Below are 11,859 nucleotides of genomic sequence, written 5' to 3' on the forward strand. Positions count from 1 at the left end.
GATATTAATATGTCTGCCTTACCTAACTGTCCAAAATGTAGTTCCGAATACAGCTACCAAGATGGTGCTCAATACGTATGTCCAGAATGCGCCAATGAATGGTCGATGGATGGTTCTGACGATGATACAGATAGCAAAGAAATTCGTGACAGTAACGGTAACCTTTTGCAGAATGGCGACACAGTTACTGTGATCAAAGACCTTAAAGTTAAAGGCTCTTCTTTAGTGGTTAAGGTAGGTACAAAGGTGAAGGGTATTCGCCTTGTAGATGGAGATCACGACATCGATTGCAAAATCTCAGGTGTTGGGGCTATGAAGCTAAAGTCCAAGTTTGTTAAGAAACAGTAACTGCCGTCTCTAAACTAAGTTTAATAGCAAATTATTTGTCTTGTGTTGGCAGGATATTTGCGAGAGGCATGGGGCCAAGATCTTTTTTTAAGGCTGAAACATTTTCGATGGGTATGACCAAGGCTAGGGTGAGGTCGTCGGTGTATATTCGCTCATCAATAAGTGCCTCGTGTTTTTGGCATAAATGCTCGATGCGACCGCTAAGGTCATAGGGACAAGTTAACTTAATGTGGCTAAGTTGACGTTTGATCTTCCGAGGGCAAGCTTCTACGACAAGCTTTACGGCCTCAGAATAGGCTTTTACTAACCCGCCAGCACCAAGCTTAGTGCCTCCAAAATAACGGCAGACCACCACACTCACTTCACCAATACCACAATGGCTTAGTACTTGTAGCATAGGTTTTCCAGCGGTTCCAGAAGGTTCTCCAGCATCACTTAAACCCCAAAAGGTGCTATTTTCAGGCGCTGCTGCTACTACAGCCCAACAATGGTGGCTGGCATCGGGGTATTTTTTGCGCATATCCTTTAAATGAACATCACCTTCGTCTCGACCAACCGTATGGCGCAAATTGGCGATGAAGTGGCTATTCTTTATTGCAAGAGTCAGTTCTAGGTCCTTGCCATCTAACTGTGGAATTTGGTAGCTCAAAATAGGCCTTAAGTTTATTGTCTAAATATCTTCAAAATTCACTTGTATACCGCTACAAGCAGGTACAATACCTCTAAGTTTCACAGACATGCAATTTAATTAATGACTCAAGAACAACAAGGTTTCGACGGCGTCGAAAGATTATATGGTGTTGACAGTTACACTGCGATTCGTAAGTCACATATTTGTGTTGTGGGCATTGGTGGCGTGGGCACATGGGTGGCTGAGGCCCTTGCTCGTTCTGGTGTAGGCGAGATCACCTTGATTGATATGGATGATGTGGCCGAATCCAACATTAATCGTCAATTGGTGGCATTACTCTCCACAGTTGACCAAGTTAAAATTAAGGTAATGGCTGAGCGAATTAAGGACATTAACCCTCATTGTAAAGTCAATTTGATCGAAGAGTTTGTTGGTGAAAATAACCTTGAAGCGTGTTTAGACAGAGGCTACGACTACGTCATTGATGCCTGCGATTCAATCAAGGCCAAAGCTATGATGGTGTCTTGGTGTAAACACCACCGCTTACCTATTATCACTATTGGTGGGGCAGGTGGCCAACGAGATCCTAGGCAAGTTAAAATTGTTGATCTAGCCATGACTAGGGTGGATCCATTAGCCGCCAAATTAAGGTCCGTGTTACGCAACCAATACGGCTTTAGTAAAAATCTTAAAAGCCGGTTTCGTATTGAGTGTGTGTGTTCAACAGAACAGCTGCATTACCCGCAACCCGACGGAAGTGTAGACTGGGCTAAGAGCGCTAATGTGGCAGGTGCTAAAATGGACTGCAGCCGCGGGTTTGGTGCCGTGAGTTTTGTCACAGGCACCTTTGGTTTTATTGCCGTAGCTCGTGTCTTAGATAAGATTGTTGCTAAATATCAACGCCTTCAATCTGAATTATAGAGGACTGTCATGCCGTTAAATAGCAAACAAGCAGGTCAAATTGCTCAAATTATGGATATCGGTTTTACCGAGTATAGAGTTCAATTTGAAGAAATTTCATCTGGTGCGAAACGGCGTTTTGAGAAGGCCTTATGGCAAGAGGTTCAAGCAAGCGGTATGCAGAGAATTGACCTATATGGCGAAATGGTTAACGAAGTAACCAAAAGGCTAGATCAATATAGAAGTGACGAAAATATTGGCCAAGAAAAAGCACGGGATTGGGTAGTTGTTAAAGCTAAATTTGAACAGCTGATGCCCCAGCGCACAGACCCAGAGATGGCTGAAACCTTTTATAACTCTATATTTTGCCGCACCTTTCGTCATCGCGCTTTACGTGAACAACGTATGTTTTTGTTTAGTTCTACTGATGCAGCACCTAAAGTATTAGCGCAAGATATGTACTGTGAATATGATGCTAATAAGGGTGTTACAAGCATGGTAAGTCAAATTCTAGATGACTATTGCTTTGACATACCTTATGTTAACAAACGCTTAGATGTTGTTAATCTAGTTCGTAATATCAAAGAAAACACTGATTTCCGTATGGCTATTAGTGCAGATACGCGGATACAGATATTAAAGTCTGTATTTTACAGAAATAAAGGTGCCTATTTGGTAGGGCAGTTGGTAAACCCAGATCATCGTCAACCTTTTGTGGTCCCTTTGTTGAACGATGAAAATCATGGTATTTATACAGATACGTTAATCACAGATTCTGATGACGTGAGCATCATCTTTAGTTTTACCCGTTCATATTTTATGGTGAAAGCCCCAGTACCGGCAGAGTTTGTAGGCTTTTTGCAGCAAATATTGCCTGCTAAACCTTTGGCAGAAATTTATACAAATATAGGTTTTTTTAAACACGGTAAGTCTGTATTTATGCGTGACTATCTTCAGCATATGGACGAATCTGAGGATCAGTTTATTATTGCCCCTGGTATCAAAGGCATGGTGATGAGTGTATTTACCCTGCCTTCGTTAGATATTGTGTTTAAAATCATTAAAGATAAGTTCGCTCCACCAAAGGCCATGACTAAGGCTGTGGTGAAAGAAAAGTACCGCTTGGTAAAAGTTCATGACCGGGTAGGGCGCATGGCTGATACCCAAGAATTTAAGCACTTTGCATTTGCCAAACACCGTTTTTCTCAAGAGTTAATTGACGAGCTGTTCGCTGTAGCGCCAAGCATGATTCAAATTGTGGATGAATACGTGGTGATTGAGCAACTCTACGTTGAACGCCGCATGATACCGCTGAATATCTATATTGATACGGCAAGTGATGATCAGTTATATGACGTTATTGATGAATATGGTAATGCTATAAAACAACTCGCCGCAGCAAATATTTTCCCTGGGGATATGTTGTTTAAGAATTTTGGTGTCACTCGTCATGGCCGTGTGGTGTTTTACGACTACGATGAGATTTGTTATTTAACGGAGTGTAATTTTCGCAAAATTCCAGAACCTATGTACCCCGAACAAGAGCTCGCTAGCGAGCCATGGTATTCTGTAGGGCCATATGATGTGTTCCCAGAGGAGTTTCATGTGTTTTTAGCTGGCAGGCCTCGTATTGCCAAAATATTTCGTCAAATACATAGCGATATTTTTGATGCCGACTATTGGCAGTCGCTACAGAGGGCTATTGAAGATGGCCAGGTTAAAGACGTATTTCCATATCGTCGCAAGAAACGTTTTTTATCGGCCTAATCCAAACCTTGAGCTTTGGCTTGCCTAAGCTTCACTTGGGCAAGACTTGCTAGTTTGTCCTCTTTACTCATAATCATCCAGTTCCTCACTTCATCTTGGCTGCGGTAACAACCTTTACAAACTAGGTGGTCGGTATGAAATTGACAGACTTTAATACAAGGCGAGGGAATTGAGTGATCGATGTTACGGATAGGGCGTGGTCGACGGCGCATAGGAATGAGTCTAGCTAATATTCAAGCTGGTATTATGGCCCTCCTTAGGCGCACAGGAAAGACCTGTGTGTTAGAATGCTGCCTCTTTTTTGGGTTTAGGTTAATTGTTCATGTTAGGTCGTATTGGATTCATTTGGGGCAGTATTGGTGTCATAGGCTTGCTGATGGCTTCTGTAGTGCGCCTGTCTACCATTGCGTTAGAATTCTTCCTTTACCCTGCAGATATTTGGCATTGGTTGGCTTTGCTGACGTGGGTTATTTTTATGGCTTATTCTGAAGGTTATAACGGTTTCCAAAAAGCATTCTCGCCCCGTGTTGCTGCCCGTTTAATATGGCTGCAACAAAATCCAAAGTTTTGGTTAGTGGCTCTTGCGCCGCTATATGCTATGGGTTTCATCTATGCCTCGAAGAAACGTATCATTGTCTCCTACAGCATTCTTATCATGGTGTTATTATTTGTGACCATTGCTGTAAATCTACCTCAGCCTTGGCGGCCGATAATGGATGCAGGTGTTGTGGTTGGCCTTTTTTGGGGTGCAATAGCCACAGGATGGCACATTTTGGTAGCCATGGATGCCGGCACTGGGTTAGTGAATCCAGAACTACCTAAATCTTCCTACCGCCACTTATAGGAAACGACCATGCGCACTGTTTTGTGGATGTTGGGCGCTATCGCCTCATTTTGCCTCATGGCCATCGCTGCCCGTGAGTTAGATGGTCAGATTGATAAGTTTGAATTACTAGCCATTCGTAGCATGGTCGGCTTTGTGCTTCTGGTGATCATTATGAATGTTATCAAACGGCCTACGCTAATGTTTAGCCAGCGCACTAAAACTCATTTTTGGCGTAACTTGTTTCACTTTATTGGCCAGTTTAGTTGGCTTGTGGGTATCGGTTTGCTGCCCTTGGCGGAAGTTTTTGCAATAGAATTTACAGTGCCCTTATGGGTGTTAATTATAGCCGCTATATTCCTTGGCGAAGTTATCACTCGACGCAAGTTTGCTTCTGTCACACTAGGTTTGATAGGTGTAGTGGTGATTGTGAAGCCAGGTATCCAAATTCTAGATGTTGGCGGCCTAGTGATGATAATTGCATCACTGTGTTTCGCTATTACCTTTATTCTAAGCAAGTCGCTGCTCACCACTGAACATCCGCTTACCCTCGTGTTTTACATGACCTTAATTCAGTTGCCTTTAGGTGCACTGATGGCTGGCGCTGATTGGACTATGCCAGAACCATGGATGTGGCCTTGGGTCATGGCTGTGGCGTTAACTGGCTTGTCTGCACATTATTGTATGTTTAGGGCTATGCAACTGGCGGACGTAAGTGTGGTAATTACTCTAGATTTTTTACGCTTACCAATTATTGCCACTATAGGGATGTTGCTCTATGGCGAAGCTGTCGAAGTGTCGGTGATTTTTGGAGGTGTCATTATGCTGCTGGCTAACCTGGTTAATCACTGGCGTATTAAAGAGGCTGCTTAGCTAGCACCGTCTATGGTTTGCATAAACGGGCACTTACGACCGTTAAATAGCCTGCTTCTATATTGCTCAATACGTTGGTGCTCATAACTGCTGCACTGGGTCCCAATGCTAAGGGTGGTGTAAATGGCGGTTTTAGCTTCTGCTGACGGGTTTGACGTATCCAAGTCAGTGCAGCCTCTGTATTATCCTCAAAATTGTCCACTTTGAATCCTATAGCTAACGCTAAATCCTTAAATGTATGCCAATGGCACAAGTGGCTGTCATTCTTTTCGTGGGCCCAAGGTGTAGGATAAAGCACGTTACTCTCAGTGGCTTGTTGTTGTAACATGATTTCATGAATTAATAGGTGGCCTTGGGGCCTAAGTACTCTGTATAAGCCTTTCAGTAAGGTTTCTTTTTGATCAATGTTCATGGAGGCGTGTTGGCTGATCACAAAGTCGAAACTGTGCTTTGGGAAAGGTAGATTTAGGCTGTTGCCCACTACAAACTGGCAGCTTGGTTCGGGGTGAATGTTTTTATTGAGCAGCATCGCCGCTTCAATGTATTGGTGATTAAGATCTAACCCTAACATATTGCAATCGCGTGTAGCGGACAATAGCCGGCTAGTGCCACCTAGGCCACAACCTATATCTAAGCCGTCCTTAGCACTGCTAGGTAGCCAATCAAGCAGTGCAAGCGTTGCAGGAATGCCCCCCAGATGTAATTGGTCAATACCTGAAAAATCTTCTATTTTCCAGTTTCTAGATGAGCTATTTCCAAGTAATAACGATAATTTACTTAGCATGGAATATGATTAACTCGAAAGGGCAGAAAGGTTAACAAATAAGTCTAATGCCTCAGGATTAGCCAAAGCATCTTTGTTTGTAACCTCTTCACCATGAATGACTTTACGTACGGCAAGTTCCACAATCTTACCGCTGATGGTGCGTGGAATAGCGCTGACTTGTATTATTTTTTCAGGTACGTGGCGTGGTGTTGTATTGGCGCGCACTTGCTGCTTAATGGTGCGGATTAAAGCCTCGTTTAGTACCCGTCCTGGCCGTAAAACAACAAATAAAATAACGCGCACGTCATGCTGCCAGTTTTGACCAACAACAATGCTCTCTAATACATCTTCAATGATTTCTACTTGGCGATAGATTTCCGCTGTGCCAATACGCACACCACCAGGATTCAACACTGCATCGGATCGACCATGGATAATGACACCACCGTGTTGAGTTATTTCACCATAATCGCCATGGGCCCAGACATTGGTAAATTGGTCAAAGTAGGCATCATGGTATTTTTTACCATCATGATCTTGCCAAAAATAGATAGGCATGGAAGGAAACGGCGCACTGCACACTAACTCACCCTTGGTCTGGCGCAAGGATTTTCCCTCATCGTCAAATATATCTACCGCCATTGCTAAGCCACGACATTGAAGTTCGCCGCGATAAACAGGAAGAATAGGGCAGCCTAAAGCGAAGCAAGAAGCAATGTCTGTGCCACCGGAAATAGAGGCAAGCAATACATCCCGCTTAACCTCTCGGTAAACGTAATCGAAACTTTCATGGGACAGGGGAGAACCCGTGGAAAGAATGCTTTTTAGGTGCTGTAAGTTATGGCTTTGAGCAGGCTTAACTCCCGCCTTTTCAATGGCAGCAATGTATTTTGCGCTAGTACCAAAAATGGTGACCTTTTCTCTTTCTGCCATGTCCATAAGAATACTGGGCGTCTTAAAAGGAGACCCATCATAGAGCAATACTGTGCAGCCTAAGGATAGACCGCTCACTAGCCAATTCCACATCATCCAGCCACATGTAGTGTAGTAAAACATTACATCCACGGGGCTCACGTCTGTATGTAAAAAGTGCTCTTTGTTGTGCTGTAACAAGGTGCCGCCAATGCCATGAACTATACACTTAGGCACGCCTGTAGTACCCGATGAATACATAATGTATAGAGGATCATCAAAACTACAATCTACAAACTCAATCTCTGTAGCATTCACATCGATAAAGTCTTTAAGGTGTATGGCTTTGTTTGGTACAGCATTATGTAGCAGGTTTAAGTCTGCTGCTTGAGTGACGTGGTCACACACTACAATAGTCTCAATGGATGGTAGTGAAGCAGCGATACCTGCCACTCGTTCTAGTGAGTTTAATGTTTTACCGTTGTAGTAATAGCCATCCGTAGTAAACAGTAGGCGAGGTTCTATCTGGCCAAAACGATCCAGTACACCATTAATGCCAAAATCAGGTGAGCATGAACTCCATACCGCACCTAAACTAGCTGTGGCTAACATCGCTACTATGGAGTCGATGACATTAGGCATAAACCCTGCAATACGGTCACCAGGTTTAATGTCATACTTCTTTAAACCACCTACCAGCGCCGCCACTCTCTGATACAGCAGGGCATAACTAATTTCTTCACGTGCACCGTCTTCACCACAAAAAATAAGAGCGGTAGAGTCATGACGAAATTTAAGGAGGTTTGCTGCAAAATTTAACTTGGCTTCTGGATACCATTTGGCGCCAGGCATCTTGTTGTCATGTTCAATAATCACACTGCCTTTGTGGCTTGATTGAATGCCACACTGGTGCCAAATTTGGTCCCAAAACAGATCGCTATGATCAATGCTCCACTGGTGTAATTGATGATAATCAGTAATATTAAGGTGATGCGAGGCATTAACAGATTGTATAAAATGCCATAGGTTAGTCTGTTCAATACGGCTTTGGCTAGGTTGCCACAAAGGCTGCGTCATACTGATCCTTTAAGTATAAAACTGAGGGTGCACAATGTTAAATTAGCTGCCAATTTAAATCAATAAACGCAACATTAACTTGATTAAAATCGACCAGATTAAAACGTCATTGCCTGGCCCACATGTGAACCGTTAGGGCGGCCCAATAAGTCGCTAATAGATTGGCCAACACGGGCTAATCTATCTAGTTGAATACCAGTATGTATGCCTAAACCATGCAGCATATACACCAAGTCTTCTGTGGCTAAATTACCACTGGCGCCTTTGGCGTAAGGGCAGCCTCCTAAACCAGCTACAGAACTATCAAACGTGGTTACACCTGCTTCAAGCATACACAATACGTTAGCCAAGGCTTGACCATAGGTATTGTGGCAATGGCCTGCAAGTTGAGATACTGGGATATTTTGACTAACAGCGTTAAGCATGTCCAACATCCGTGCTGGTGTGGCCGAACCGATGGTATCGCCTAGGGATACCTCGTAACAGCCCATTTGTATTAATTGCTCGGCAACCTGTGCAACTGCACTTGGTGAAACCACTCCCTCATAGGGGCAGTCTACCACCACGGATACGTAGCCTCGTACTTTTATGCCAGCGTCTAGGGCCGCTTTAGCCACGGGTTCAAAGCGTGTTAGCGCCTCTGCAATGGAGCAGTTAGTATTTTGCTGGCTGAAACTTTCGCTTGCGGCACCAAATACGGCAACTTCATCAACGCCGGCTTCTAAGGCTCGCTCTAACCCTTGCATGTTGGGTGTGAGGGCACTATAGGAGACGTGGTTATGACGTGTTATAAGTTGCATCACTTCAGCACTATTGGCCATTTGTGGCACCCACCTAGGGTGCACAAATGCAGCTGCTTCAATATGGGTAAGGCCGGCTGCTGCTAGTTGATTAATGAGGGTGGATTTTATTGCAGCACCAAGCATCGGGCCTGATTCATTTTGTAAACCATCACGGGGACCTACTTCCACAACTTTTACCTGTTTTGTTATGGGTCTTGCAGCTTTAAACGTCATGCTTATGCGTCCTCGTTAATGAGTTCTAAAAGCTGAGAATCGGCGTCCACTAAGTCGCCGACTTTAAAATAGATTTCACCAACTAGGCCTGCATTGGGCGCTGTGATGGTATGTTCCATTTTCATGGCTTCTACTACCATCAAAGCTTCTCCATCTAAAACCTGTTGCCCATTGGTTACAAAACAAGCAATGAGGCTGCCATTCATAGGAGCCTTAATGCCTCCAGTATTGGATTTATTGTTAGCCACAAAATCATCAATTCTAGGCGTTTTAACGGTCACTACAGCCTTACCCTGGGGGGTAAATAAGCACAGTCTATCACCGTTTAAACAATAGCCAGCCTTATGTTGGCCACCCGCGTGCTGTAATATCAAATAATCTGTGTTCAGCTCACCTTCAATGTTCGTCGGTATCACAATGGTGTCATTTAAGTACTCAACCTCCAAGGTCCAAGAGTAATTTAGACTCAACTGATTAAGCCTAAGCCCTGTCAATTCGCCATATTGGTTTTGGGCCTGTTGGCCAAAGACAAACCCTGCCATGGCTAGAATTATATTCTCGTCTTGCAAAGAAGGTGCCATAAGGTAGTCTTGGTGTTGCTCGATAAGGCCCGTATGTAAAATCGCATCGGCAAACTCATCTAATGTCGCGAGGCGTCGCAAAAAATCGATGTTGGTATGAATACCTTCTAAATGATAGTCCTGCAGCGCAAGGTCTAGTTTGGCTAAGGCCTGCGCACGGCTTGGAGCCCAAACGATCAACTTGGCAATCATGGGGTCATAAAACGGGCTAATTTCATCGCCTTCACCTACGCCAGTATCTATACGGATAGAGTCATCTGTTGTGGGAGTGCGCAGATGCACTATACGGCCTGTAGAAGGCTGAAAATCTTGGGTTGGATCTTCAGCATAGATGCGGGCTTCAAAGGAGTGCCCATAGAGGCACACTTGGTCTTGAGACAGTGGTAAATGCTCTCCTGCAGCCACCTTAAGCTGCCACGTGACTAAATCGACTCCGGTCACCATTTCGGTCACAGGATGCTCAACCTGTAAACGAGTATTCATCTCCATAAAATAATAACAGCCATCACTGTCTAGTAGGAACTCAACAGTGCCTGCGCCCACATATTGGATGGCTTGGGCAGCTTCCACAGCTGTGGTGCCCATTTTTTGACGCAAGTCATCAGATAGGCCAGGTGCGGGCGCTTCTTCAATTACTTTTTGGTGCCGGCGTTGTGCCGAGCAGTCCCGGTCACCAAGATAAATGCCATTACTATGACGGTCACAAAAGACTTGAATTTCTACGTGGCGTGGGGCGATAAGGTATTTTTCTATTAATACATCACTATTACCAAAGCTAGCTAAACCTTCACGCCTTGCACCGGCTAAGTGGGTGAGGAACTCTGAACTGTTATTAACCACACGCATGCCTTTGCCACCGCCGCCAGCCACTGCCTTTATCAGCAAAGGGTAACCCATCTGATCAGCTTCACGTTGCAGCACCTCATCTTCTTGGTTAGCGCCATGGTAGCCAGGCACAAGAGGGATACCAGCTTCAGTCATAATAATTTTTGCGGCGCTCTTACTGCCCATTTGTTCGATGGCGGGTACATCTGGGCCAATAAATACAATGTTATGAGCCTGACATGCTGCAACAAAGTCTGCATTCTCTGACAAAAAGCCATACCCTGGGTGAATACTGTCAGCTCTAGTTTGAGTAGCAATGGCCAATATTTTGTCGCCTCTCAAATAACTGTCCGTCGCCGTTGCAGGGCCAATGTGCCAGGCTTCATCAGCTTCTTGTACATGGAGGGCGTTGGCATCAGCGTCTGAATAAACGGCTATGGTACGCATACCCATTGCTTTGGCACTGCGCATTATGCGGCAGGCTATTTCCCCACGATTGGCGATCAATACAGACTTCAACATAGGCTTCACTGTTTCCATGGGGCTTGGGATTTAGTTAAAAAAGCCTTTAAGCCGGCTTGGCCGCTCAGGCTCACACGACTATTGGCGATGGCTTTGGTGGTGCGCGCTGTAGTTTTTGTTAAGTTATCCTTTGCAATAGGTGAGTGGGTGTTAAGCACTTGCAGTAGCTGTTTGATGTGTGTGACTGCGTCTGGGCTATTGCCCAATGTCACTGAAACCCATTGCTCTCTAGCGCTGTGTAGGTCGTTTAGTGCAACTACTTGATGCACTAAACCGTATGTGTGGGCCTGATTTGCGGTAAATACTATGGCGCTGGTCATGAGGTGACGGCCCCATGACATACCCATTTTGTTGATTACGAATGGACTGATGACGGCAGGGATGAGTCCAATGCGTACTTCACTAAAGCAAAAAGACGCACTGTTGGCACTAATTACACTATCACAGCAGGCGATGAGTCCCACGGCGCCGCCAAAAGCTGCACCATTAACAAGGGCTAGGGTAGGTTTAGGGAAACTATCTAACAGTTGCATCAACAGAGCCAATTGCTCAGCGTCTGCTATATTAGTGGCTTCGTCGTATTCTGCCATGCGCTGCATCCAAGCTAAATCTGCACCTGCTGAAAAACTCTTACCGGTGCCGGTAAGGATTAGCCCTCGAACCCTTGCATCGATTGCCAAGCTTTGTAATTGTACGATAAACAGCTCAATTAGCTGGTCATCAAATGCATTGTGTTTATCTGGCCTGTTGAGAGTGATAGTAGCGATACCAGACTGGCTCAGTTCAGATGTTAACCACTGTGGTGATGGGTTCATGTT

The 11,859-nt window shown here is 44.6% G+C and carries 12 protein-coding genes; 5 read left to right on the forward strand and 7 right to left on the reverse strand.

Features of this window, described 5'->3' with window-relative positions:
- The first annotated feature begins 9 nt into the window (after nucleotides 1-9).
- Nucleotides 10-348, forward strand: a complete 339-nt coding sequence (locus ABXT70_RS06545) for a zinc ribbon domain-containing protein YjdM (protein ID WP_443642369.1) — start codon at nucleotides 10-12, stop codon at nucleotides 346-348.
- 31 nt (nucleotides 349-379) lie between these two features.
- On the opposite strand, the gene ABXT70_RS06550 is transcribed toward ABXT70_RS06545, so the two are convergent.
- On the reverse strand, nucleotides 380-997 hold the full coding sequence (locus ABXT70_RS06550; RefSeq protein ID WP_443642370.1) for an IMPACT family protein: 618 nt from the start codon (nucleotides 995-997) through the stop codon (nucleotides 380-382).
- 102 nt (nucleotides 998-1,099) lie between these two features.
- On the opposite strand from ABXT70_RS06550, the gene tcdA reads away from it, so the two are divergent.
- Nucleotides 1,100-1,900, forward strand: a complete 801-nt coding sequence (gene tcdA, locus ABXT70_RS06555) for a tRNA cyclic N6-threonylcarbamoyladenosine(37) synthase TcdA (RefSeq protein ID WP_443642371.1) — start codon at nucleotides 1,100-1,102, stop codon at nucleotides 1,898-1,900.
- A 9-nt stretch (nucleotides 1,901-1,909) separates the two neighbouring features.
- On the forward strand, nucleotides 1,910-3,646 hold the full coding sequence (gene aceK / locus ABXT70_RS06560) for a bifunctional isocitrate dehydrogenase kinase/phosphatase (protein ID WP_443642372.1): 1,737 nt from the start codon (nucleotides 1,910-1,912) through the stop codon (nucleotides 3,644-3,646).
- On the opposite strand, the gene ABXT70_RS06565 is transcribed toward aceK, so the two are convergent.
- Nucleotides 3,643-3,858, reverse strand: coding sequence for a DUF1289 domain-containing protein (locus ABXT70_RS06565; RefSeq protein ID WP_443642373.1), 216 nt, complete (start codon nucleotides 3,856-3,858; stop codon nucleotides 3,643-3,645). The genes aceK and ABXT70_RS06565 overlap by 4 nt on opposite strands.
- A 110-nt stretch (nucleotides 3,859-3,968) precedes the next feature.
- On the opposite strand from ABXT70_RS06565, the gene ABXT70_RS06570 reads away from it, so the two are divergent.
- Both ABXT70_RS06570 and ABXT70_RS06575 read left to right on the forward strand, forming a co-directional pair.
- A complete protein-coding gene (locus ABXT70_RS06570; protein ID WP_443642374.1) occupies nucleotides 3,969-4,490 on the forward strand; it encodes a hypothetical protein in 522 nt (173 codons plus the stop codon).
- A 9-nt stretch (nucleotides 4,491-4,499) separates the two neighbouring features.
- Entirely contained in the window at nucleotides 4,500-5,342 is an 843-nt protein-coding gene (locus ABXT70_RS06575) for a DMT family transporter (RefSeq protein ID WP_443642375.1), read from the forward strand.
- A 10-nt stretch (nucleotides 5,343-5,352) separates the two neighbouring features.
- Here ABXT70_RS06575 and ABXT70_RS06580 read toward each other — a convergent pair whose 3' ends face one another.
- The 5 genes from ABXT70_RS06580 to ABXT70_RS06600 form a co-directional block, all read right to left on the reverse strand.
- On the reverse strand, nucleotides 5,353-6,126 hold the full coding sequence (locus tag ABXT70_RS06580; protein ID WP_443642376.1) for a class I SAM-dependent methyltransferase: 774 nt from the start codon (nucleotides 6,124-6,126) through the stop codon (nucleotides 5,353-5,355).
- A gap of 9 nt (nucleotides 6,127-6,135) precedes the next feature.
- On the reverse strand, nucleotides 6,136-8,097 hold the full coding sequence (locus ABXT70_RS06585; RefSeq protein ID WP_443642377.1) for an acetoacetate--CoA ligase: 1,962 nt from the start codon (nucleotides 8,095-8,097) through the stop codon (nucleotides 6,136-6,138).
- Between the two features lie 98 nt (nucleotides 8,098-8,195).
- The gene (locus ABXT70_RS06590; protein WP_443642378.1) at nucleotides 8,196-9,113 is read right to left on the reverse strand and encodes a hydroxymethylglutaryl-CoA lyase; all 918 of its coding nucleotides are present in this window, start codon (nucleotides 9,111-9,113) and stop codon (nucleotides 8,196-8,198) included.
- 2 nt (nucleotides 9,114-9,115) lie between these two features.
- Nucleotides 9,116-11,041 (reverse strand): acetyl/propionyl/methylcrotonyl-CoA carboxylase subunit alpha, encoded by a 1,926-nt coding sequence (locus tag ABXT70_RS06595; protein WP_443642379.1) that lies wholly within the window; start codon nucleotides 11,039-11,041, stop codon nucleotides 9,116-9,118.
- A gap of 5 nt (nucleotides 11,042-11,046) precedes the next feature.
- On the reverse strand, nucleotides 11,047-11,856 hold the full coding sequence (locus ABXT70_RS06600; RefSeq protein ID WP_443642380.1) for an enoyl-CoA hydratase-related protein: 810 nt from the start codon (nucleotides 11,854-11,856) through the stop codon (nucleotides 11,047-11,049).
- Between the last annotated feature and the right edge of the window lie 3 nt (nucleotides 11,857-11,859).

The organism is Candidatus Njordibacter sp. Uisw_039, assembly GCF_047730075.1.
Classification (GTDB): domain Bacteria; phylum Pseudomonadota; class Gammaproteobacteria; order Pseudomonadales; family Balneatricaceae; genus Njordibacter.

Coding starts and splice junctions, on each gene's coding strand:
- ABXT70_RS06595 (WP_443642379.1), bottom strand. CDS start 11,041: ATGTTGAAGTCTGTATTGATCGCCAATCGTGGGGAAATAGCCTGCCGC.
- tcdA (WP_443642371.1), top strand. CDS start 1,100: ATGACTCAAGAACAACAAGGTTTCGACGGCGTCGAAAGATTATATGGT.
- ABXT70_RS06585 (WP_443642377.1), bottom strand. CDS start 8,097: ATGACGCAGCCTTTGTGGCAACCTAGCCAAAGCCGTATTGAACAGACT.
- ABXT70_RS06580 (WP_443642376.1), bottom strand. CDS start 6,126: ATGCTAAGTAAATTATCGTTATTACTTGGAAATAGCTCATCTAGAAAC.
- ABXT70_RS06600 (WP_443642380.1), bottom strand. CDS start 11,856: ATGAACCCATCACCACAGTGGTTAACATCTGAACTGAGCCAGTCTGGT.
- ABXT70_RS06590 (WP_443642378.1), bottom strand. CDS start 9,113: ATGACGTTTAAAGCTGCAAGACCCATAACAAAACAGGTAAAAGTTGTG.
- ABXT70_RS06565 (WP_443642373.1), bottom strand. CDS start 3,858: ATGCGCCGTCGACCACGCCCTATCCGTAACATCGATCACTCAATTCCC.
- ABXT70_RS06570 (WP_443642374.1), top strand. CDS start 3,969: ATGTTAGGTCGTATTGGATTCATTTGGGGCAGTATTGGTGTCATAGGC.
- ABXT70_RS06575 (WP_443642375.1), top strand. CDS start 4,500: ATGCGCACTGTTTTGTGGATGTTGGGCGCTATCGCCTCATTTTGCCTC.
- ABXT70_RS06545 (WP_443642369.1), top strand. CDS start 10: ATGTCTGCCTTACCTAACTGTCCAAAATGTAGTTCCGAATACAGCTAC.
- aceK (WP_443642372.1), top strand. CDS start 1,910: ATGCCGTTAAATAGCAAACAAGCAGGTCAAATTGCTCAAATTATGGAT.